We start from the raw sequence: 21,802 nt of genomic DNA, 5'->3' as shown, positions 1-21,802 counted from the left end.
AAGAACTATACCTTGACGGGTTGCAAAAGGAATTCCCGAAACCGGGAAATGACGTGGGGGGGAAGCGGCCGGTCCGACCGCCAAAGCCGCACGACCTCCCGGATGTTTTCGTTGCGGGAGGAGGAAAATAGGGTAGTCCCGAAGTCCTTGTCCTCCTTGTAGTAGGCGAGACAAAGTTCCGCGGCGGAGATGTCGGGCTCGTTGTACTCGCGGAGGAAGTCTGCGGCCTTTCCCATAATGGAAAAGACCCCGAACCGGAAATAGTGCCGCCCGGGCAGGTCATCAGTGATGGTTTCCCGGAACCGTTTGCCGAGGTCGTCGCCGAACTGGATGGCGGTATACGCTTCCCGCAAGGGCTCACTGCCGTAGGCATCGTCGAAGCTGCCGGCCAGCCCCAGGTGGCGCACCTTGCCCGCCGCCTGCAAGCTGAGCAGCCGGTCTACCACATCATCCTGGTTGGCCAGGGGAGAGGCAATGCGGTGGAGCATGAAGTAGTCGACGTAGTCCGTCCCCAGTTCCTTGAGGCTGTGGTGGAGGCTGTCCTCCAGCCGCTGGGGGTCGATGGTCGTTGTGTAAGAGAAAGCGTGGTGGTGCTGGCTGCCCGAAACCTTTACCGCCGTCGAGAGCAATCGCTTCAGCGGGGTGCGTACCAGGTTGAAGGCCGGCATCAGGGCGAAGGGTATCCGCCGGGGGGTGATGCCGAACTTGGTGGTGACGGTCACCGCGTCGCGGCGGTCACGGATGAACTTGCCGAGCAGCATCTCCGCGTGCCCGAAGCAGTAGGCCGGGGCGGTATCGAAGTGGGTCACGCCCTGGTCGAAGGCGGTTTCCAGGTTGCGGACGGCCCCGCGTACGGTGTAGTTCCTCCCCAGGGAAGAAGTTCCAAATCCCAAATTGACTCGATCGGCGTTGCGCATAAGGAGAGCTAAGCTAGTCAACGCAGCCCAAGGCCGGTTAATTTTTCGGGGCCGCGGGTGCCTGGGGCTTCATCTGGGGGAAGAAAAGCACCTCCTGGATGCTCTTCTGGCCAGTCAGCAGCATCACCAGGCGGTCGATCCCAATGCCGATGCCGGCGGTGGGGGGCATGCCGTACTCCAGGGCGCGGAGGAAGTCCTCGTCGGTGGCCATCGCCTCGTCGTCGCCGCGCTCGGCGAGCTGGAGCTGGTCCTCGAAGCGTTCCCGCTGGTCGATGGGGTCGTTGAGCTCGGAGTAGGCGTTGGCGATCTCCTTGCCGTTCACCATGAGCTCAAAGCGCTCCACCAGCCCTTCCTTGCTGCGGTGCTTCTTGGTCAGGGGCGACATCTCCACCGGGTAATCGGTGATGAAGGTGGGCTGGATCAGGTGGCCTTCTACCTTCTCGCCGAAGATCTCGTCGATGAGCTTGCCACGGCCCATGGTCTTGTCCACGTGCACGTGCAGTCGCTTGGCAATGGCCCGCAGCTCCTCCTCGTCGGCCCCATCGATGTTCTCCCCGGTGTATTCGCGGATGGCGTCGGCCATGGTCAGGCGGCGGTAGGGGCCCTTGAAGTCGATCTCGTGCTCCCCGGCCTTGACGGTGGTGGTTCCGTTGACGGACTGCACGGCGTGCTCCAGCAACTGCTCACAGGTCTCCATCATCCAGTTGTAGTCCTTGTAGGCTACGTAGAACTCCACGGCCGTGAATTCCGGGTTGTGGGTGCGGTCCATGCCCTCGTTGCGGAACATCTTGGCGAACTCGTACACCCCGTCGAAGCCGGCCACGATGAGCCGCTTCAGGTACAGCTCGTTGGCGATGCGCAGGTACATCGGTACGTCCAGGGTGTTGTGGTGGGTCTTGAAGGGGCGGGCCGCCGCGCCGCCGTGGATGGGCTGCAGGATGGGGGTTTCCACCTCCATCAGGCCGAGGTCGTCAAGGAACTGCCGCATGGAAGTGATCAGGCGGCTGCGCTTGCGGAAGATCTCCTTGTACTGGGGGTTGACGGTGAGGTCGACGTACCGCATGCGGTAGCGCAGTTCGGGATCCTTGAATTCGTCGTACACCCGACCTTCTTCGTCCCGCTTCGGGGTGGGTAGGGGGCGCAGCGACTTGCCCAGGAAGGTGAGTTCCTTGACGTGGACGGAGATCTCGCCGGTGCGGGTCTTGAACACGAAGCCCTTCACGCCGATGAAGTCGCCCAGGTCGAGCAGCTTCTTGAACAGGGTGTTGTAGAGGGTCTTGTCTTCCCCGGGGGCGATGTCGTCGCGGCTCACGTAGAGTTGGATGCGGCCGCTGCTGTCCTGCAGGTTGGCGAAGGCGGCCTTGCCCATGATGCGCTGCGACATGATGCGACCGGCCAGGGTGACCTCCTGGAGGTTGGTGACGTTGCCTTCGGCGTCGGTTTCCACCTGCTGGGGGATGTCGGCGGCCAGGTGGGTTACCGGGAACGTGGCGGCGGGGAAGGGGTCGATGCCGAGTTCGCGGATCTTGGCGAGGTTTTCGCGCCGGATTTTTTCCTGGTCGGTGAGTTCCATGGGGCTAGATTAAGTTGCGGCGGGCAAAGGTAAGGCAGCCCGGCGGCTGCGGCCGTGGGTACCAACAAAAAAGCTCCTCCACCCCGCAGGATGGAGAAGCTTTTCCGACCGGAAAGGGACCGGTGGTCTAGTCGTTGTCGCGGGTAATGAAAGACTCCTCTTTCTGGCGGCGGGCTTCACGTTCGCGGAGCTCACGCAGTTCGCGGGCGTCTTTTTCGCGTTGTTCTTCTTCCTTCATTCCCTCCTTGAGTTCCTGTTCGAGGGAGCCCTTGGCGGTATTGAATTCACGGATACCCTTGCCGATGCCGCGCATGAGTTCGGGGATTTTCTTACCGCCGAAGAGCAGCAGAATTGCAAAGAAGACCAGGATCATCTCCGGGCCGATGGCGTTGAGGAAAAGCAGCGTGGTATTCATCATCATCGTAGTTGAAAGCGTCACCAAAGATAACGCAAGTTAGAGGATAACGTGTCGGTGGCCCTTTGAGTTGTTCCCCCGCATCGTTAGTTCCGCAATCGGGGGGCTTCGCCCCGGCGACCTATGAGTACAACTTACGGGCTCCGGGGGTTGACGGATTCAGGGTAGGCGGCGGCGCGCGGGTGCCGGAAATACCCTATTTTAAGAAACGCCCTCCCTACCTCAGGATGATGGCGTGCCGTCAATGGACGTGTGCCCATCTAAAATGTCCTTCCGATGCCCCTATACATGGATATCCACATAATCGACAGTGAGCAGTTGCTCGCTGAGGAAGTAGCCCGGGCTCATGTGCAAGACCTGAAAGTGGAAAAAAGGCATGGCGTCAGGCAGCTGAAATATTGGGTGGACACCACCAACAAGAAGGTGTTCTGCCTGCTGCGCGGTCCAAGTGCGGCGGCCTGTCACGCCGTTCACGAGGAAGCCCATGGCATGACCGCATGTAATATTGTTGAACTCACCGAAGATGGTTCGGGGGGCCTGCTGTTTGGTGACCGCCTCGACGACCTGGCCTACACCGGGGCGGATCCAGGCCTCGATTCCGGATTTCGCACACTGCTACGACTCGACACCTTCAGGTGCGACAATGGCACGAAGAATGCTTTGGCCCAGGACATCGTGCAAAGGGGCGGACACCTCTTACCCCGGTCCGGCGATCATTACCTGGCCTGGTTTACGAGTTGCGCCGACGCCCTGCGTTGTGCCCAAGCGATCAAAAACGCATTCACCGCTTCCCCGACCAGCGGGGAATACCAGATAGGCCTGCGTACGGGGCGGTTCCTCGATCGGCACAGCAATTACCAGTATGAAGCCGCCAGTAGAACCCTGCAATGCCTGGCACTGCTGGGTATGCCGGATCGTACCTTTATGGACAAAGAAACCTTCCTTTTCTTCCGCAGGCAAGCGGGGGATACTGCTACGGAAGCCCTTACCGCTACATCCCTCTCGGAGGATGATTTCAAGTTTCTCGCCCGGGCACTTTCCACCGTCGAGCGCGAAGTGGTGTTTCCTTCCCTTACCGTTGACCGCTTCAACCGCCTTCTGGGCATGAGCAAGGCATCAGTGTACCGTGCGGTCAAGTCGCTGGTGGGTATATCCCCGGGTCGACTGATCAAATTCATACGGCTTCGCCGCGCCCTCCAACTCTTGACCGAAGACTACCTCACCATATCGGAGGTGGCCTACGCGGTAGGCTTCAGCAGCCCCTCCTATTTCAGCCGGGCTTTCAAGGCACGGTACGGACATTCTCCCAGTACGTTCAGCGTAACCCACCAATGACGTAACGGCCATTCAATATCCGAAATGACCGACTGCGGGTCGGACCGGTTTGGCCTGAACCCTGTGTGCCAGCCTTTGAACCACCTGTTACAATCGCGGTGATCTCCCAGGAATACCTTGAAACAATGGCCCCCGCAGCTGGAATACCAGCCTGGAGCCGGCCATTTCATTCTCCTTCACCTGCTAACACCTCACCGTATGACACCTTTAACCATCTCCGACCTGAATTACGAGACCCTCCAAGCACAACTCCGGGGCCGACTCGTATTCCCCACCGACGAGGACTACAACGAAAGGCGAAAAGTATTCAACGCCATGATTGACAAGCGGCCCGCGCTCCTCGTCCTTTGCGTGGATGTTGCCGACGTGATCGCCGCCGTTAACTTCGGTCGGGAGAACGATATACCCATCGCCGTGCGGGGCGGCGGGCACAACGGGGGTGGCCTCGGAATATGTGAAGGAGGGATGGTCATCGACCTGGCAGGTATAAAATTTACTCGCGTCAACACGAACGACAACACCGTCCGCGTCGGCGGGGGCAACCTGTGGGGTGAAGTCGACCACGCCCTCCACCCCTTCGGCCTGGCTGTTCCGGCTGGCATCATCTCCACCACCGGGGTTGGCGGCCTGACCCTCGGCGGCGGAGTGGGGTACCTGTCCCGGAAATACGGTCTCACCATCGACAACCTCCTGGAAACGGACATGGTCCTGGCTGACGGATCCTTCGTCACGGTGAACAAGGATTCCTACCCCGACCTCTTCTGGGCCAACCGCGGGGGCGGGGGTAACTTCGGCATCGTTACCGCCTTTAAATTCCAGGCCCACCCTGTGCATACCGTCATCGGCGGTCCTACCCTTTGGCCCATATCCCGCACGGAAGAGATCATGGCCTGGTTTGACGGCTTCATCCATGCGGCACCTGAAGACCTTAACGGATTTCTGACCACCCTGGTGATTCCCGGCCCGCCTTTCCCCGAGCATATGCATAACAAGCCCTATTGCGGGGTGGTATGGTGTTACACCGGAGAACCCGAAAACTTTGAATCGCTTTTCGAGCCGGTCCGGAAGCTGGAACCCCTCTTTGAGCACGTAGGCGAAATGCCGTACCCAAGCATACAAACCCTTTTCGACGGCTTGTTCCCGCCCGGTATGCAGTGGTACTGGCGCGGCGACTTCTTCGACAAGATTCCCCCCGAAGCCGCTGCCCAACACCGGAAGTTTGGCAGCAATATCCCAACGCCTCTTTCCCAAATGCACCTTTATCCCCTCAGCGGTGCCGCAGCGCGCGTAGGCGCCGAGGAAACCGCCTGGGCCTACCGGGATGCCAAGTATGCCGGCGTCATTGTCGGTGTGGATCCCGACCCAGAAAATGCCGGAAAGATTACGGATTGGTGCAAGGGATACCACGACGCCTTGCACCCCACCTCGCTGGGCGGGGCGTATTCCAATTTTATGATGAACGACGAAGGGTCGGATCGGGTCCGGGCCAGCTACCGCCATAATTATGAACGGTTGGTTGAGGTCAAACGGCAGTACGATCCCGAAAACCTGTTCCGCATCAACCAGAACATCGTCCCGTAAGGCATCCCCGCGGGAGCGTTGCCCGGGCACCTCCTATCTCCTTCGGGGGCCCGAACACTTAAGGTGGAGGGTGAACCGCTCAGTGGCAACACTGGGCCGCCACCCCTTCCTCTGCGGTGCAGTAGCGCCCCCGGGATTCGGCAAACCACCGGCAGCCCCGGCGGTGGCGTTTGCGGCTGTTCGTGGAAAGCCAATACTGCTGATCGGTCGCCTCGCCGGGCGGGGGTGCCGCGGCCCTGGTCCCGGGCCCGATCTCTGGAAAATCGTTGGGGTAGACCCAGGTTCGGATCTTACCCTCCAGTCCACCGTGGGCGAGGGCGGAATTCAGCTGGAGGAAATATTTATAGTCCCCCGCATCGCGGAGGATGAGGATGATGCCGGCCCGCCGGTTCGACTGCAGCCCGTACCACAGCGCCTGCCCGACGCTTTCCTTCCACTTGGGGGCCCAGTCCACTTCGATGGCGTAGTCGTCGGTGAGGATATCCACCCGTCCGCTGGTGACCGCCACCTCGGTGCGGCCACCCAGGGACTGGGCCAGGGCCCGGACGTAGTCGGCTTCGGACTGCCCCACCAGCCACGCCGGCACGAGGATCAATAACAGGAGAAAATAACGCAAGGAGGAGATGGAAATTCAGGAGTAACGTGCCCCCAAGGTAGAACCCGCCGTCCATTCGGGGCCACCCATTTCCCCCTAACTTACCGGTACGCCCCCGATTTCCGGGCGGCAAACCAGCAAACGTACCCCATGGCAGTTTCCGAAGACTACATAACCTACCTCCGCGACCAGCTCGCCGACCTCGGCGAAATCACGGGAAAGAAGATGTTTGGCGGCTACGGCTTCTTCCACGAGGGGAAGATGTTCGCCATGGTCGGCCACGGGGCGTTCCGCCTGAAAGTAGACGATACGAACCGCCAGGATTTCGTGGACCGCGGCATGGAACCCTTCCACTCGGGGGGCAAGAAAAAGGGGATGCCCTACTGGGAGGTACCGGTAGAGGTGATCGAGGACCGGGCTGAACTGACGCGGTGGGCCAGGAAATCGGTAGCGATCGCGCATTCCGCCTGAGTCCGGCACCCGCGCCGCGGCGACAACCGGCTCCGCAGCCAAGCTGATTTTATATTTATATTTCAGCGTGGGCCTTGCCCCCCTTACCCTGAAATCATCTCCCCCCGGTGGCCCTGCCCTCCTTTTTCAGTTTGAAGGCTTCCCTGTGCCTGACCCTCCTGGTCTGTCTGCTAGGTCCGTCCGTCCTCGGCGCCCAGAAGCGGCAGATGCTCCACGAGGACCAGGAGGGTATCCGCTACCAGAACCAGTGGCCCCTGGCCGCAAGGTGGACGCTGGTATCCGACCTTGGCTTTCGCTGGCGCACCGGGTTCCGGGAATCGAACCTTTACCAGATCCGCACAGCGGCTACTTTCGCCCCCCGCCCCGGCGTGCGGCTGACGTCCGGGCTGGGGTATACGGGCTACTACCGTTCCGGGGAGGTCAGCTCGGTGGAATTCCGTCCCTTCCAGGAGGTAAGCGTCGCCCAGCGGCTGTGGGGACTGGCCTTCCGCCACCGGCTCCGCCTGGAAGAGCGGTTCTTCCGCATTGAGGCCAACGACGCGGTGGGGGAGCGCGAAACCCCCGCTTACCTGCGGCCCCGCTACGCCCTGCAACTGAAACTGCGGCTGCTGCGCCTCTCCGCCGATCACCCGGAGCGCCAACTGACGCTGACCCTGGGCGACGAACTCCTCCTCCAATTGGGCGGCGGCCCCGATTTTAAGGCCACTTTGCGCAATCGGTTGCTCTTTGGTCCGGCCCTGGAGTGGAGCAACCGCTTCGGCCTTTCCCTCACCTTTACCCAGCAGACCGCGCCTACGGCCACCCCCGGGGTGTTCCGGAGTTCCGAGGTCATTTGGCTGGTGGTGCGCCACCGGGTGGGTGGTGAGGCGGCGCCGGAGGGTTGAGGCCGGCGTTTCCCGCCTTATCTTCCCGGTCCCTACCGCCGTTCCATCATCATGCCCTACCGTCGCCTGGCCGAGGTCAGCAACCTCCAGACCCTCACCCTCCTCAAGCTTTCCCTCAACCGGGAGGAGATCGACTACCGGGTGCATTTCGAGCACAGCCTGTACGTGGGGTCTTACCTGCTGGGGCAGCGGGGTGCGGTACTGGAAGTGGCTTCCCAGGATTACCCCGCCGCGGCCGCCGTACTTACCGAGTTGGGCATTGAGGCGCGGCGTGCCGCGCCGCCGAGCGACTTCGGCCGCCTGCAGGAGTGGGAGGCCATCACCGAGAGCCTGCCTCTCATTGGCCACTGGACGCCTACCCCCCGCCTGCTGGCCCTGGCCCTCCTGCTGGCCACCCTGGTAGCGATCAGCATTTACTACCTGACGCTGTACGGGTAAAGGGCAGCGAATCGGGCATGTGTGACCGAAGTCACAGAAGATTTCCGCTTCATTCCTGACTTTTGCCCCATGGAGTACTACTTCGACCTGGCGCTGCGCAGCTACTACGAGTACGCCGACTACCTCTGGCGGGACATCGCCAACCCCCGGTGGTCGTCCTACTTCTACGTGCTCATCTTCGTATCGGTAGTGTTTTTCGTCCTGGAGGTGGTGATGCCGTGGCGGCGCAACCAGCGGATTTTGCGGCGGGATTTCTTCCTGGACGTGTTCTACATGTTCTTCAACTTCTTCCTGTTCTCCCTCATCGTCTACAACGCCGCCTCCACCGTGGTGGTGACCCTGCTCAACGACGGGATCAAGGCGGCCTTCAACGGCTTTGACCTGCAGTCTTTCAACCCCATCAACGGCTGGCCCCTGTGGGCGGTGCTGCTGCTGGGCTTCCTGGTACGCGACTTCGTACAGTGGTGGATCCACCGCCTGCTGCACCGGGTGGACTGGCTGTGGGAATTCCACCAGGTCCACCACTCGGTACGGGAAATGGGTTTCGCGGCCCACCTGCGCTTCCACTGGATGGAGACCGTGGTTTACCGCAGCCTGGAGTACCTGCCCCTGGCGCTGCTGGGCATCGGCCTCTATGACTTCTTCATCATCCACCTGTTCGGACTGGCCTGGGGCCACTACAACCACGCCAACTTCCGCCTGCCGCACCGGGCCACGGGCGCCATCGTGGGCGCGCTGGTCGGACTGGCCATCGGCAGCGGCAGCTTCGAGATCACCCTGCTGGCGGCCCCCGACCTGACCACCACCCTGGCGGGGGGTGCCCTCGGGGCCGGAGCCGGGGCCCTGCTGCTTGCGCCCCTGATGCCCTACCTGTTCAACGGACCAGAAATGCACCTCTGGCACCACGCCAAGACCCTGCCCGAAGAACGTCGCCACGGGGTAAATTTCGGACTTACCCTGGCCGTGTGGGACTACCTCTTCGGCACCGAATACCAGCCCTACCACGACGGGGAGCTGGAGCTAGGGTTCCAGGGGGTGGAGGAATTCCCCGATGACTTCCTCCGGCAAAGCACCACCGGCTTGCGAAAGCGAGAAAAGTCTGCCGTCTAGGCGGTAATTTGGTGGGCATGAATTCCGCCAACCCCCGCAAGGTCATTCTCTACATCAGCATGAGCCTGGATGGCTACCTGGCCACCCACGACGACGACCTCTCCTGGCTCTTCGCCATTGAGCGCCCGGGGGAGGACTATGGCTACGCCGACTTCACCCGCCAGGTCGATACCTACCTGGTAGGCCGCAGAACCTACGACGTGATACGCGGGCTGATGAACGGCAACTTTCCCCAGGCGCGGCAGTTCGACTGCTACGTCCTCACCCGCCAGCAGGACCTCCCGGACGCCGACGGAGTGACCTTCTACAACGGACCCGTCAGGGCCCTCGTCGAACGCCTGAAAGGGGAGGACGGCGGCCACATCTACTGCGACGGCGGCGCGGAGATCGTGCGGCTGCTCATGGCCGAGGACCTGATCGACGAGTACATCATCTCGGTCGTCCCCATCCTGCTGGGCGATGGCAAGCGGCTGTTTATAGGGGGTACGCCGCCGATCAACTTGCAGGCCCAATCGTGCGTCCGCTACGACAGCGGATTGATCCAGCTGCGGTATACACGCTAGCTTTCTCCGACGGCGAAACGTGTACTATTGGCCCACCCATGCACAGGCCGGACACCCGTTAACCGAGAGCCGAAGCTGATCGTGACCTTCGTACTTTGTACCTCGCCCTTCCTACTTCGTCCTTTTTATCCGCTCCATGACCTTCGACCTAACCCCCGACCAACGGCAGCAACTCCTCAATGACCTGCTGTCCCGCCTCGAAGACTACTATACCCACACCCGCGACCACCGCGTGGCTCCCGACCTGGATCCGGAGCAGGTCCGAGACGCGGTGGCCCAATACGACTTCTCCCGCCCCCTGCCGGCCGACGAGGCCATCGGCGCGGTGGTGGACAACCTCCTGCAGCATCAGGTGCACGTGCCCCACCCGCGGTACTACGGACTGTACAATCCGCGCGCGAACTTCCCCTCCATCCTGGCCGACCTCATCGCGGCTTATTTCAATCCCCAGCTGGCGGCCTGGAGCCACTCACCCTACGCCGCGGAGGTCGAAACTCACCTGATCCAGGAGTACGGCAAGCGGTTTGGCTACCCCGGCGATGTGATCGACGGCACCTTCACCACCGGCGGGGCGGAGGCCAACCTTACCGGCATCCTCTGCGCCCTGAACCATCGCTTTCCGGACTACGCCAACCGGGGCTTCCGAGCCTTCGGCGGAGAGCCGGTGATTTACTGCTCGGACCAGGCCCACCACTCCGTCGTAAAGGCCGCCCGGGTAGTGGGCCTGGGACTGGACTCGGTGGTGCAGATTCCCGTGGATGAGCAGCTGCGGATGGAGGCTTCGGCCCTGAAGGAACAACTGGCCAGGGATCGGGCGAACGGGAAAATTGCCGTCATGGTCATCGCCACGGCCGGCACCACGGGTACGGCCACCCTCGATCCGCTGCCGGAGATCGCGGACGTCTGCCAGCAAGCCGGCGTGTGGCTCCACGTCGACGCCGCCTTCGGCGGGGCGGCCGTACTCCACCCCGACTACCGCCCCCTGCTGCGGGGCATCGAGGTGGCCGACTCCATCACCACCGACATCCACAAGTGGCTCTCCGTACCCATGGGCACCGGGATGTTCCTGACGCGCCACCCCGACATCCTCAGCAAGACCTTCCGTACCACGGCGGAATACATGCCCCGGGAGGGCGGCTCCCTCTCGGTGGTCGACCCCTACACCCACACCATCCAGTGGTCGAGGCGCTTCCTGGGACTGCGGATGTACCTCTCGCTGCTCGTTTTCGGCTGGGAGGGCTACGCCGAGACCATCCGCCACCACGTCGAAATGGGCGACTACCTGCGGCAGCAACTCACCGCCCGGGGGTGGATGATCGCAGTGGATACGCCCCTGCCGGTCGTCTGCTTCACCTGGCCCGGACAAGCTGATCCGGGGGCTTTCGCCCGCGACCTCTGCGCGCGGGTAGTAGCTTCCGGGGAGGCCTGGATCAGCGTTTACCCCATCCGCGGCGTGGACGTGTTGCGGGCCTGCATCACTAATTATGCCACTACCCGGGAGGACATTGACGCCCTGGTCGGGCTGCTGGACCGCCTGAGACGGAAGTTGGGCACCAGCGCTCCGCCGCCCAACTTTACAGTATGAATCCCGAGCAAAAGCCAGGCATTCATCGTAGCGGATTCGCTCGACCTTTTCATTAGTAATTACCTTCAGCCGGCACACCCCGTACCCATGTATCACACCATTTTCCTTCTCTTCCTCATCTTCTTTTGTCCATTCGTACTGCCGGCGCAATCGGCCCTCATCGGCGCCATCGACAACCCCGTGGACTACGCCGACCCATTGATGGGCACCGACTCCGACTACCGCCTCTCCAACGGCAACGTCTACCCGGCCATCGCCCGCCCCTGGGGCATGAACTTCTGGACGCCGCAGACCGGCGAAATGGGCAATGGATGGGCCTACACCTACGACGCCAACCGGATCCGGGGCTTCAAGCAGACCCACCAGCCCTCCCCCTGGATGAACGACTACGGACAGTTCTCCCTCATGCCGGTGACCGGCGCCCTGCGCTTTCGGGAGGAGGACCGCCAGAGCTGGTTCTCCCACAAGGCCGAGACCGTCAAACCCCACTACTACTCGGTGTACCTGGCCGACCACGACGTGACCACCGAGCTCACCCCCACCGAACGGGCGGCCCTGTTCCGGTTCACCTTCCCGGAGACCGACAGCAGCTACGTGGTCATTGACGCCTTCGACCGCGGCTCCTACGTGAAGATCATCCCGGAAGAAAGGAAAGTCATTGGCTACACCACCCGCAACAGCGGCGGCGTGCCCGACAACTTCCGCAACTACTTCGTGGTGGTCTTCGACAAGGATTTTACCCAAACCCATACCTTCAGCGACACCACCCTGACCCCGGCCCTGGAGCAGACCGCTGACCACGCCGGCGCCGTCGTGGGCTTCCGGACCGCCAAGGGAGAAACGGTACACGCCCGGGTGGCCTCCTCCTTCATCAGTCACGAGCAGGCAGCGCGAAACCTGGAGGAACTGGGCAACGATGACTTCGAGACCGTACGCCAGGCCGGCCGCGAGCAGTGGAACGCCGAACTCGGCCGCATTCAAGTGGAGGGCGGCACCGTCGACCAGTTCCGCACCTTCTACAGCTGCCTGTACCGCTCGCTGCTGTTCCCCCGCAAGTTTTACGAGTACGACGCCGCCGGCAGGGTGGTGCACTACAGTCCCTACAACGGGGAGGTGCGGCCCGGATATATGTTTACCGACACCGGATTCTGGGACACCTTCCGCGCCCTCTTCCCCTTCCTGAACCTGATGTACCCCGAACTGAACGGCCACATCCAGGAGGGCCTCTCCAACGCCTACGACGAGAGCGGCTGGCTGCCGGAATGGGCCAGCCCCGGGCTGCGCAACGTGATGGTGGGCAATAACTCCGCCTCCGTAGTCGCCGAGGCCTACCTGAAGAGCGGGGATGCCTACGACTACGACATCGAGAACCTCTACGAGGCCCTCATCCACGGCGCAAACAATGCCGGCCCCCTCACTGCCGTAGGTCGGGCCGGCGCCGAGTACTACAATGAACTCGGTTACGTGCCCTACGACGTGGGCATCAACGAGAACGCCGCCCGCTCCCTGGAGTACGCCTACGACGACTTCGCCATCTACCGCCTGGCCCAGGCCCTCGGCAAACCCGCCGCGGAGGTGGAAAAGTACCGGCAGCGCAGCCTCAACTACCGCAAGCTTTACGACCCGGAAACCAGGTTGATGCGCGGCAAGAACAAGGACGGCAGCTTCATGCAGCCCTTCAATCCCTTCAAGTGGGGCGATGCCTTCACCGAGGGCAACAGCTGGCACTACAGCTGGTCGGTCTTTCACGACGTGCAGGGGCTGATCGATCTGATGGGGGGCGAGCAAGCCTTCGTGGACCAGCTCGACCGGGTATTCTCCCTGCCGCCGGTCTTCGACGACAGCTACTACGGACAGGTGATCCACGAAATCCGCGAGATGCAGATTGCCAACATGGGGCAATACGCCCACGGCAACCAGCCCATCCAGCACATGATCTACCTCTACAACTACGCCGGGCAGCCGTGGAAGGCCCAGTACTGGGTTCGGGAAACCCTGGACCGCATGTACAAGCCCACCCCCGACGGCTACATCGGCGATGAGGACAACGGGCAGACTTCAGCCTGGTACGTCTTTTCGGCCCTGGGCTTCTACCCCGTGGCACCGGCGGCCGGCGAATACGTGCTGGGTGCCCCCCTGTTCCGCAAGGCTACCCTCCACCTGGAAAACGGGAAGACCATCACCATCAATGCTCCCCAAAACGGTCCCGACCACCGCTACATCGATCGGCTTACCCTAAACGGTGAAGCCTACGACAAGAATTACCTGCCCCACGACACCCTGATGGAGGGAGCGACGCTCGACTTCAAGATGGGTGATACACCCAACAAACAGCGGGGCACGGGGGCGGCGTCCTATCCATACTCCCTGTCGAACGAGTAGGTCGCTTAGGTCGAGCCCCTGCGGGGCGAGCAAAGGTCGGGTGGAGCACCTCTAGGGCCAATTGTGAGTCGGGCCGGGAGGCCCTCTACCCGCTCAAACCACACAAGGTGACCCTGACGACCACGGAGGCACAGAGGTGTACGAATGTCCCCGCTTTGAACCTCTGCATCTCCGCGGTTTCAACCTGAATCGGGCTGGGAGGCATTCAGCCCCACGCGGCATAAAAAAGGCGCGGAGGATGCTAACTGCTTCCCCCGCGCCCTGGCGGTAATTCAAGGTATCGGCCTGGAGACCCTAACCTCCACTCGGCCTGAAAGGCCTCGGCCTTACTTTTTCAGTCCGATCTCCCGCAGCCGCTCGTCGAGGTATTCTCCGGCGGTGATGGGCTCGTAGGCCTGCGGGCGGTCGGCGGTGACCGTGCTGGGCAGTACGTCGAGCTTCATCTCGGGGCGGGGGTGGAGGAAGAAGGGGATCGACAGCCGGGGCTCGTGCCACTGCTCCCGGGGCGGGTTCACCACCCGGTGGGTGGTCGACTTCAGGTAGTTGTTCGTGTGGCGCTGGAGCATATCACCGACGTTGATCACGATCTCGTCGTTCTCGGGAACGATCTCCTGCCATTCGCCGGCCGTGTTCTGCAGTTGGAGGCCACCGGCGCTGGCGCCTACCAGCAGGGTGATCAGGTTGATGTCCTCGTGCTGCTCGGCGCGGATGGCGCTGGCGGGCTCCTGGGTGATGGGCGGGTAGTGAATGGCCCGCAGGATGCTCATGCCGTCGTTGATGTACTGGTCGAAGTACCCTTCCTCCAGTCCCAGGTAGAGGGCGATGGCCCGCAGCAGGCTGGCTCCGCTGGCCTCAAAGGCGCGGTAGAGCTGGGTACCGAGCTTCATGAACTCGGGCACTTCCGACACCTGGGGGTTGGCCTCGAAGGCGCTGTCGCTCTTGTCGGCAAGCTCCTGGCCGATCTGGAAGAACTCCTTCAGGTCGGCTACCTGCGACTGCTTGGCGTGCTCCTTGCCGAAGCTGGTGTAGCCCCGCTGACCGGCGGCGCCGGCTACTTCGTACTTACGCTTGACCTCAACGGGCAGGGCGAAGAACTGCTTGGCCGCGACGTAGAAGTCGTCGATCAGGTCCTTCGGGATGCCGTGGCCGGTAACGCCCACGAAGCCGATGTTGTGAAAAGCGCTGCCGAGCTGCTCGACGAAGGCCTTGCGTTGGGCCTCATCACCCTTGGTGAAGGTGGACAGGTCAACTAGGGGGATGGTGCGGGGGGCGGTGACGGCCATGGGTATGTCTTGTTTTAACTTGGTTACGGGTGGTAAACATCGCGAGTGTTACCGCGGTTTGTACCGGGCTCCACGGAGTATTTCCTGGCCGTCGGTCATTTCCATCAATTCCGTCAGGCTCACCTCCGGATGGGCGGCCATATAGGCGGCCACGATCTGGCGGCCGAGGTAGTTGACCGCCCCGCCGGGCGACTCCACCGGCATGCCCGGGGTGTAGGGCGCCGGGCGGGTGTACTTGTTGATGCGGTTGACGTCGGTGGAGTAGAGGATGTCCTCCCGCTGGAGGTAGGCGTAGATGGGCGTTTCGTTGTCCCTGAGCCAGTCCATCTGCTCCTCGGTCACTTCGTAGACCACGTGGTCGGGGGTGGCGGGCTGCAGCAGCTCGAGGAGGTAAAGCTTCTTGCCCTCGTAGATGAGGTAATCGATGAGGCGCCCCGAGCGGGGGGGCGGGAAGCGGTCCTCGACCAGTACCCGCAGCAGCTTACCGGTGAAGTGGGCTGGGGTGTAGCTCTGGGCCAGGTAATCGGAGAAGATGGGCTCCTCGGGATTGACCAGGGCGTAGTCGAAGTCGGGCCCCAGGAAAAACTCCAGTCCGACGGCAATCTGCCCCTCGCCGTAGAGGAAGGCGGCCAGTTCGAAGTGGGTGTTGAAGGTCACCAAGGTATCCGGCAGGGGAGCGTCGGGCAGGTAGTGGCGGAAGTACCGCAGGCCCTGGCGGAAATCTTCCACCATTTGCGGCACCTGCGCGCCGCCGCCCTCCGGAGAAAAATGCTCGGCCACGGTGGAATCCACCACCCGGGTGAGGGGGTACTCCAGGTAGGCCCGCAGGACGTTTTGGCCCTCTTCAGCACTGAAATCGCCCCGCCGCACCGGCACCAGATGGGTAAAGAAGGCGTCGGTGAAACTGCCGTAGGTATCGTCCAGACGTTCCAGTTCCGCCGGTAAGTCACTGGTATCCAGCTGCGTCAGGGCCTGGTCGAAGCGCAGCACCGTCAGGTCGACCTCGATGTCGCTGACGTCGGGCGGGGGCGGCTCCTCGGAACAGGAGGTGAAGGTCAGGAACAGGAGGGGGAGGAATAAGTAATTGCTAACTTTCATGGGGGAGGTAAACACCGCGGGAGGCCGGTCGTTTGACAACGACTATACCTCCCAATTATTACCAAATGAGCACCAAGCTACCCCTTTGCCTCGCCTTCCTGCTGACCTCCCTCACTGCCTTCGGTCAGTACAACCCCATCCAGTTTGGCCTCCAGCTCAGTCCGTCGTTCAGCTACCTGACCACCGACAACAACCTGATCGAGAGCGACGGCACCAACCTCGGCCTGAAACTGGGCCTGATCGCCGAATACTACTTCCAGGACAACTACAGCATCCATACCGGACTGAACGTCCACTTCGGTTCCGGCGGCGCACTGCGCTACGACGACCAGTTCACCTCGGTGGACATCTGGCGGGAATCGCTGGCCGAAACTCTCACCAACCCGCCCAGCCCTTCCCAGCTCAGCGGCAAGACCTTCGATTATAGCATCCAGTTCGTGGAGGTGCCCCTGGGCCTCACCCTGCGGACGCGGGAGTTCGGCTACATGCGCTACTTCGTACAGCCCGCCTTCACCCTGGGCATCGTCTCCGGCAGCCGGGGCAGCATCAAGAACGCCAGCTTCATCGACGCTGGTGAGAACTTCAAGATCAGCTCCGAGGTCAACGCCCTCAACCTCTCCTGGGGCCTCGGCGGTGGCATCGAGTACGCCATCTCCACCAGTTCTTCGCTCATCGCGGGACTGGCCTTTCAGTCGGGCCTCCTGGACCTGACCACCGACAAGGACACCCAGCTGATGCGCGACCAGCGCAGCCCCGCCGAGGACAACAGCAAGGGCAGGGTGAACTCCATCTCCATTCTTTTGGGCATAATGTTCTAACACCGACATATTCCGTTACCGCCCCGCTTACCTGGCGGGCGGGCGGCGCGCGGGTGCAATGAAACCCGACAAGCCGACGTTGGTAGGGAGTTCCTCCCGTCGGCCCCTCCCAGCGGCGGCCCTTCGTATGCTTATGAACTACACATTTATGCCTGACCGCCCCGGTATCCGTGCCCTTTTCCTCCTGCTTTTCGCAATCTTCGGGGTCACGGGCTTACGGGCGCAGCTGGCGCTGACGGTCACCAAGACCGACATCAGCTGCCTGGGCGAACGCGATGGCGTGATCACCGTATCGGCCCGCGGCGGCTCCCCGGACTACGACTTCAGCATCGTGCGTACCCGCCCGGCTACTCCGCCGGTAACGGGCTCCAACTCCACCAACAGCGATGGCGTGGCCATCAACTTCACCAACCTCAACAGCGGAGAATACACCGTAACGGTAACCGACGCCGCCGGCAACACCGCCACCGACCAGGTGGAGATCCTGGAGCCGAACATCACCACCGCCATTCAGGTGGTGCAGGAGATCCAGTGCTTCGACGACACCAACGGCATCCTGGAAGCGGTGGTCTTCGACGGCAGCAACCCTATTTCCGACTACAGCAATTACACCTTCCGCTGGAGCACCGGCGCCATCACCCGCCGGATCAGCGCGCTGGGCCCCGACCAGTACTCCGTCACGGTAACCAATACCACGACCGGCTGCGCCTCCAGCGACTCCGAGACCCTGCGCTCCCCCAGCCGCCTGGTGGCCAACAGCAGCCAGCTCCGCTCCGACGCGGCCACCTGTAGTGGGGTTAGCGACGGTACCGTCAACGTGCCCATCACCGGCGGCACCAAAAACACCAACGGCAATTACCGCATCAACTGGTCGGATGGTACCGAGACCCTCGACAACAAGATCGCCCGCAGCGACCTGGAACCGGGTAGTTATACGGTGACCGTGACCGATGCACGGAGTTGCGAGACTACCACCAGCTTCACGGTGGCCGCCGAAAAGACCCTGCTGCTCACCGCCGCCACTACCGACATCAGCTGCTTCGGCGACGCCAACGGCAGCATTTCCGTCACCGCCGGTTTCGAGGGCGCTACCCCCGACTACCCCTTCGAGACCCGCCTGCTGGCCGAGGACGGCACCGAGCTGGTGGGCTACCAGACCGTGGCCAACCAGGGCCGCACCCCGCGGGTATTCGATAACCTCGGCCCCGGCAACTACCTGGTGGTGCTGCGCGACCAGGACTCCGAGGGCTGTACCGTCACCGATACGGTCACGATTATTGAGCCGGCCCTGCTGGAAATCGACACCGTGGAGACCACCGACTTCGGCTGCCCGGATGAGTTCGGCACCGCCACCATCAACTTTACCGGCGGCACCGCCCCCTACACCTTCCGGTTCAAGAACGACAGCCTGCCGCACCCCACCGATACGACCATGCGGTTCGACACCATCGTGGCGGACACCAACTTCTTGGACCAGTTGCAGCCCGACACGAACTACGTGGCCTTCGTCACCGACGCCAATGGCTGTATCGACTCTCTCCGCTTCAAGATCTTCTCTCCACCCCGGGCCAGCATCCAGCCCATCGCCACCGACTCGGTGTCCTGCCCCTCCAGCAGCGACGGACAGCTCTTCACCATCGTGACGCCGCCCCAGGGCGAAACCGTCACCGAAACGGCCTGGTACCGCATCAATAACGACGGGACCATCGGCGAGCAGGTGGACATCGGTACCCGCACCACGGCCGACCTTAGCGTGGGCTTCTACCTGTTTGAGGCGACCCTCTCCAACGCCTGTGTATCCCAGGCTATCGGCGAGGTGGCCAGCCCGGGACTGGTGGAGCTGGACAGCTTCGATCTCCAGCCACCTGTCTGCCTGGGCGAGTCCAACGGCAGCATTTTCGTCTACCCCACCGGCGGTACGCCGCCATACCGCTACGACTGGTCGGTAGCCGGTGCCAGCACCAGCGCTAACTTCATCACCAACCTCAGCGCCGGCACCTACAGCGTGACCATCACCGACGCCAACAACTGCCAGCCCCCCTTCAGCACCACCTTCGTGCTCGAGGACCCCGTGGGCATCACCGGCACCTTCTCCGACCTCCAGGGGGTCAGCTGCCCGGATGAGAGCACCGCCGACGGTGCGGCCACCTTCGATGCCCTGTTCAGCGACGGCAGTACCGGCACCTTCGACTTCTACTGGTCTTCCGGCGATACCATCACCGGCCAGTCCAGCGCCACGGTGACTGGCCTGACCCGCGGCCCCATCAGCGTGACGGTGACCGACGGGCTCTGTCCCCAAGTCTTTACCGATACCATCAGCAGTCCGGAAGACTTCGAGATTGCCTTTGCCACGGAGGACGTCAACTGCTTCGGCCAATCCGACGGCAGCGTAACCGCCCAGGTGACCGGGGGAACCCCGGGGTACACCTACAACTGGATTGACCGGCCGGAAACCGGCCCCGCCATCACCGGCGTGCCGGCCGGCAGCTACCAACTGCTGATCACCGACGCCCGCGGCTGCCAGCCCGATACCGCCGCGGCGGTGGTGAACCAGCCCGATCCGCTGACCCTCTCGATCAACCCCACCCTGACCACCCCTACGGTGACCTGCGCGGGGGATTCCAACGGGGTGGTAGCGGTATTCGTCAGCAGCACCAACAACAACCCCCTGGCCAATAACCCCTACCGCTGGTCCGCCAACGTTGCCGACAACGACGACAACGTCGCCGGTAACCTGGCCCCGGGTACCTACGCGGTCACCGTGACCGACGTGGAGGGTTGCCAGGACAGCCTGCAGTACACCATCATCGAGCCCCAGCCGATCACCTTCGCGGTTCAGGACATCGAGCCCCCCCTGTGTTTCGGCGAGATGACCACGGTGCGCCTCGACACCGCTTTTGGTGGGCAATCGTCCGGTTTTGACGACTTCACCTTCACCCTGAACAACGATGGATTCCTGCTGCCCGCCGACCAGCCCGGCAGCACCTTCGCCGGAGAGGTGGTAGTGACCGTCTTCGATTCCGTGGGCTGCCGCTCCGACCTGACCTTCAACGTCGAGCAGCCGGAGGAGATCGTGATCGAGCTCCCCGAGCGACTGCTGGTTGACCTGGGAGATACCCTGGAGCAGCTCACCCCCGTAGTGACGCCCATGTCCAGCAATTACTCCTACCTGTGGACGCCTGCGGAGTTTCTCTCCGCCGACACGGTGGCCAACCCCTTCGTTACCCCCCTTCAGACCCGGATCTATACCCTTACGGTGACCGACCAGAATGGCTGCGAGGCCATCGAGGATATCCTGGTGGAGGTGGACGCCAACCGCAACGTATACCTCCCCAATGCCTTCAGCCCTAACCAGGACGGCCGCAATGAGGAGTTCCGCATCTACGCCTGCCAGGGGGTAGTAGGCGTGCCCCGGGTCAACATCTTCAACCGCTGGGGCGGCTTGGTCTATGAGGCCACCGATATTCCCGCGAACTGCCTCGATGGCACCCTGCTCTGGGACGGCCGGACTCCCAGCGGGCAGCTCGCCGACCTGGGCGTGTACGTCTATACCGTGGAGGTGGCCTTCATTGACGGGGTTACCCTGCTTTACCGGGGGGATATTGCGGTGATCCGCTAGCGGTAGCCGTTCATACCTCCTCCTGCAGTTGCTTCAGTTCCTCCCACCGCCCTTCGGCGGCAAGGGTGGCCTGCCGCGGCCACGATGCGGGATCGTGTACGGACATGTGGCCACCGGCCTGCTGCAGCATGGCTTCCAGTTCCTCCACCGGCGTTTCGGCCAGGGTGGGCAGGTTGCGTATTCCGGCGTCTTCCAGTACCGCTTCGATTTCCGGGGTGATGCCCATTACGGCCAGCAGGCCCTGGCGGGCAGGTACCGGCGGAGCCTGGGCCTCCGGATCCCGCTGGCGGGCGTCGGCGAGTTTCCGGGCCTGACCGATCCAGTCCTCCTCCCGCATCAGTTCGGCTACATAGCCGATGCGGGCGGCGTAGGCCGACAGGTCTTCCTCGCTCCAGTCGGCGATCTGGTCGTAGGTATAAATCCCCGCTTCGTAGAGCTTGGCCTGGTTGAAGGGGCCGACGGTCTGAATCCGGGTGAGGTCATCGCGGCGCTCGATCACTTCGCCCAGGGAGGGCCCGATGCGCACTTCGTGGGTGGGCTTGCCGAGGTCGACCACGGGTTCTGGCTGGTCGGGGCTCAGGCGAGCCACCCTTTCTTCCAGCGCGCGGAGGCGGCGTTCCACTTCCCCCATGGCGTCGCTGGGCGGCGGTGATTCCCGTTGCCCGGCACCTGCGTTCCCGCCCAGCAGCTGCTCGTTGCGGGTTTTCAGCCCGATAATCTGGTCGTTGAGGTCCTCGATGGTGGAGGCGTAGCTCTGGTTGGTGGCGTTGAGCTGCTCGTTGCTGGCCTGCAGCTTGCTCAGTTCCCGGCTGATGGCGTCGAGGTTCTTGCGGAACTCCCGCTGCTGCACCAAGATGTCGTCCTTTTCGGAGGTGATGCTGACGAGTTCACGGGCCAGGGATTTCTGGTCTTCGTCGGCGGCGGTAAGCCGTTGCTGGATCGCCTCCTTTTCCTTGCCGGCCTGCTGGAGTTGGCGGTGGAACTTACTGGTCTTGCGCCGCTGCACCAGCCACCCCAGCAGGAGGCCCAGGGTGAAGAGCAGCAGTCCGAGCAGGGCAAAGATGAGGAGGTACTGAGTCGTCAGCGTAGCCAGGTACTCGATGAAGTCGCGGATCAGCGGCATGGGCGGGAGGAA

18 protein-coding genes are annotated in these 21,802 nt (G+C 62.6%); 11 read left to right on the top strand and 7 right to left on the bottom strand.

The window, feature by feature from the left end; genetic code table 11:
- Nucleotides 1–5: 5 nt before the first annotated feature.
- From CGL56_RS16230 to CGL56_RS16220, 3 genes are all read right to left on the bottom strand, one after another.
- Entirely contained in the window at nucleotides 6–917 is a 912-nt protein-coding gene (locus CGL56_RS16230) for an aldo/keto reductase (protein WP_099107635.1), read from the bottom strand.
- 37 nt (nucleotides 918–954) lie between these two features.
- A complete protein-coding gene (lysS, locus tag CGL56_RS16225; RefSeq protein ID WP_099107634.1) occupies nucleotides 955–2,490 on the bottom strand; it encodes a lysine--tRNA ligase in 1,536 nt (511 codons plus the stop codon).
- Nucleotides 2,491–2,617: 127 nt separating this feature from the next.
- Nucleotides 2,618–2,905, bottom strand: a complete 288-nt coding sequence (locus CGL56_RS16220) for a Sec-independent protein translocase subunit TatA/TatB (protein ID WP_099107713.1) — start codon at nucleotides 2,903–2,905, stop codon at nucleotides 2,618–2,620.
- A 288-nt stretch (nucleotides 2,906–3,193) separates the two neighbouring features.
- On the opposite strand from CGL56_RS16220, the gene CGL56_RS16215 reads away from it, so the two are divergent.
- Both CGL56_RS16215 and CGL56_RS16210 read left to right on the top strand, forming a co-directional pair.
- Nucleotides 3,194–4,240, top strand: a complete 1,047-nt coding sequence (locus CGL56_RS16215; RefSeq protein ID WP_167641658.1) for a nickel-binding protein — start codon at nucleotides 3,194–3,196, stop codon at nucleotides 4,238–4,240.
- Nucleotides 4,241–4,438: 198 nt separating this feature from the next.
- On the top strand, nucleotides 4,439–5,821 hold the full coding sequence (locus CGL56_RS16210) for an FAD-binding oxidoreductase (RefSeq protein WP_099107632.1): 1,383 nt from the start codon (nucleotides 4,439–4,441) through the stop codon (nucleotides 5,819–5,821).
- A 79-nt stretch (nucleotides 5,822–5,900) separates the two neighbouring features.
- On the opposite strand, the gene CGL56_RS16205 is transcribed toward CGL56_RS16210, so the two are convergent.
- On the bottom strand, nucleotides 5,901–6,437 hold the full coding sequence (locus CGL56_RS16205; protein WP_143470760.1) for a hypothetical protein: 537 nt from the start codon (nucleotides 6,435–6,437) through the stop codon (nucleotides 5,901–5,903).
- Nucleotides 6,438–6,566: 129 nt separating this feature from the next.
- Here CGL56_RS16205 and CGL56_RS16200 point away from each other — a divergent pair, with 129 nt between their 5' ends.
- From CGL56_RS16200 to CGL56_RS16170, 7 genes are all read left to right on the top strand, one after another.
- Nucleotides 6,567–6,887, top strand: a complete 321-nt coding sequence (locus CGL56_RS16200; RefSeq protein WP_099107630.1) for a TfoX/Sxy family protein — start codon at nucleotides 6,567–6,569, stop codon at nucleotides 6,885–6,887.
- 131 nt (nucleotides 6,888–7,018) lie between these two features.
- Nucleotides 7,019–7,771 carry a DUF2490 domain-containing protein gene (locus tag CGL56_RS16195; RefSeq protein ID WP_143470759.1) on the top strand — a complete coding sequence of 251 codons (753 nt, stop codon included), beginning with the start codon at nucleotides 7,019–7,021 and terminating at the stop codon, nucleotides 7,769–7,771.
- Nucleotides 7,772–7,822: 51 nt separating this feature from the next.
- A complete protein-coding gene (locus CGL56_RS16190; RefSeq protein ID WP_099107628.1) occupies nucleotides 7,823–8,209 on the top strand; it encodes a hypothetical protein in 387 nt (128 codons plus the stop codon).
- A 21-nt stretch (nucleotides 8,210–8,230) separates the two neighbouring features.
- Nucleotides 8,231–9,319: a sterol desaturase family protein gene (locus tag CGL56_RS16185; RefSeq protein ID WP_245851995.1), complete on the top strand. Its 1,089-nt coding sequence runs from the start codon at nucleotides 8,231–8,233 to the stop codon at nucleotides 9,317–9,319.
- Between the two features lie 17 nt (nucleotides 9,320–9,336).
- On the top strand, nucleotides 9,337–9,882 hold the full coding sequence (locus CGL56_RS16180; RefSeq protein WP_099107626.1) for a dihydrofolate reductase family protein: 546 nt from the start codon (nucleotides 9,337–9,339) through the stop codon (nucleotides 9,880–9,882).
- A gap of 136 nt (nucleotides 9,883–10,018) precedes the next feature.
- On the top strand, nucleotides 10,019–11,467 hold the full coding sequence (locus CGL56_RS16175) for a pyridoxal phosphate-dependent decarboxylase family protein (protein ID WP_099107625.1): 1,449 nt from the start codon (nucleotides 10,019–10,021) through the stop codon (nucleotides 11,465–11,467).
- An 87-nt stretch (nucleotides 11,468–11,554) separates the two neighbouring features.
- Complete coding sequence (locus CGL56_RS16170) at nucleotides 11,555–13,849, top strand: GH92 family glycosyl hydrolase (protein WP_099107624.1); 2,295 nt, start codon at nucleotides 11,555–11,557, stop codon at nucleotides 13,847–13,849.
- Between the two features lie 326 nt (nucleotides 13,850–14,175).
- On the opposite strand, the gene CGL56_RS16165 is transcribed toward CGL56_RS16170, so the two are convergent.
- On the bottom strand, nucleotides 14,176–15,132 hold the full coding sequence (locus CGL56_RS16165) for an isopenicillin N synthase family dioxygenase (RefSeq protein WP_099107623.1): 957 nt from the start codon (nucleotides 15,130–15,132) through the stop codon (nucleotides 14,176–14,178).
- 48 nt (nucleotides 15,133–15,180) lie between these two features.
- On the bottom strand, nucleotides 15,181–16,230 hold the full coding sequence (locus CGL56_RS16160) for a gliding motility protein GldB-related protein (RefSeq protein ID WP_099107622.1): 1,050 nt from the start codon (nucleotides 16,228–16,230) through the stop codon (nucleotides 15,181–15,183).
- Between the two features lie 65 nt (nucleotides 16,231–16,295).
- Between CGL56_RS16160 and CGL56_RS16155 the strand changes: the two genes are divergently transcribed.
- Both CGL56_RS16155 and CGL56_RS18590 read left to right on the top strand, forming a co-directional pair.
- On the top strand, nucleotides 16,296–17,048 hold the full coding sequence (locus tag CGL56_RS16155) for a porin family protein (RefSeq protein ID WP_099107621.1): 753 nt from the start codon (nucleotides 16,296–16,298) through the stop codon (nucleotides 17,046–17,048).
- A gap of 148 nt (nucleotides 17,049–17,196) precedes the next feature.
- Nucleotides 17,197–20,667 (top strand): T9SS type B sorting domain-containing protein, encoded by a 3,471-nt coding sequence (locus tag CGL56_RS18590; RefSeq protein WP_167641659.1) that lies wholly within the window; start codon nucleotides 17,197–17,199, stop codon nucleotides 20,665–20,667.
- A 10-nt stretch (nucleotides 20,668–20,677) separates the two neighbouring features.
- Here the strand turns inward: CGL56_RS18590 and CGL56_RS16145 are convergent, their stop codons facing one another.
- The gene (locus CGL56_RS16145) at nucleotides 20,678–21,790 is read right to left on the bottom strand and encodes a helix-hairpin-helix domain-containing protein (protein ID WP_099107619.1); all 1,113 of its coding nucleotides are present in this window, start codon (nucleotides 21,788–21,790) and stop codon (nucleotides 20,678–20,680) included.
- Nucleotides 21,791–21,802 lie beyond the last annotated feature (12 nt).

Source organism: Neolewinella marina (assembly GCF_002631205.1).
In the GTDB taxonomy this organism is placed as follows: domain Bacteria; phylum Bacteroidota; class Bacteroidia; order Chitinophagales; family Saprospiraceae; genus Neolewinella; species Neolewinella marina.
The sequence above is the reverse complement of the archived record's forward strand: the minus strand, read 5'-3'. Positions and strand labels throughout refer to the sequence as shown.

Excerpts from the sequence above, each read along its gene's own strand:
- CGL56_RS16210 (WP_099107632.1), top strand. The coding sequence starts at position 4,439 with ATGACACCTTTAACCATCTCCGACCTGAATTACGAGACCCTCCAAGCA.
- CGL56_RS16165 (WP_099107623.1), bottom strand. The coding sequence starts at position 15,132 with ATGGCCGTCACCGCCCCCCGCACCATCCCCCTAGTTGACCTGTCCACC.
- CGL56_RS16180 (WP_099107626.1), top strand. The coding sequence starts at position 9,337 with ATGAATTCCGCCAACCCCCGCAAGGTCATTCTCTACATCAGCATGAGC.
- CGL56_RS16215 (WP_167641658.1), top strand. The coding sequence starts at position 3,194 with ATGGATATCCACATAATCGACAGTGAGCAGTTGCTCGCTGAGGAAGTA.
- CGL56_RS16170 (WP_099107624.1), top strand. The coding sequence starts at position 11,555 with ATGTATCACACCATTTTCCTTCTCTTCCTCATCTTCTTTTGTCCATTC.
- CGL56_RS16190 (WP_099107628.1), top strand. The coding sequence starts at position 7,823 with ATGCCCTACCGTCGCCTGGCCGAGGTCAGCAACCTCCAGACCCTCACC.
- CGL56_RS16230 (WP_099107635.1), bottom strand. The coding sequence starts at position 917 with ATGCGCAACGCCGATCGAGTCAATTTGGGATTTGGAACTTCTTCCCTG.
- CGL56_RS16200 (WP_099107630.1), top strand. The coding sequence starts at position 6,567 with ATGGCAGTTTCCGAAGACTACATAACCTACCTCCGCGACCAGCTCGCC.
- CGL56_RS16220 (WP_099107713.1), bottom strand. The coding sequence starts at position 2,905 with ATGAATACCACGCTGCTTTTCCTCAACGCCATCGGCCCGGAGATGATC.
- CGL56_RS16145 (WP_099107619.1), bottom strand. The coding sequence starts at position 21,790 with ATGCCGCTGATCCGCGACTTCATCGAGTACCTGGCTACGCTGACGACT.
- CGL56_RS16160 (WP_099107622.1), bottom strand. The coding sequence starts at position 16,230 with ATGAAAGTTAGCAATTACTTATTCCTCCCCCTCCTGTTCCTGACCTTC.
- CGL56_RS16175 (WP_099107625.1), top strand. The coding sequence starts at position 10,019 with ATGACCTTCGACCTAACCCCCGACCAACGGCAGCAACTCCTCAATGAC.
- lysS (WP_099107634.1), bottom strand. The coding sequence starts at position 2,490 with ATGGAACTCACCGACCAGGAAAAAATCCGGCGCGAAAACCTCGCCAAG.
- CGL56_RS18590 (WP_167641659.1), top strand. The coding sequence starts at position 17,197 with ATGCCTGACCGCCCCGGTATCCGTGCCCTTTTCCTCCTGCTTTTCGCA.
- CGL56_RS16155 (WP_099107621.1), top strand. The coding sequence starts at position 16,296 with ATGAGCACCAAGCTACCCCTTTGCCTCGCCTTCCTGCTGACCTCCCTC.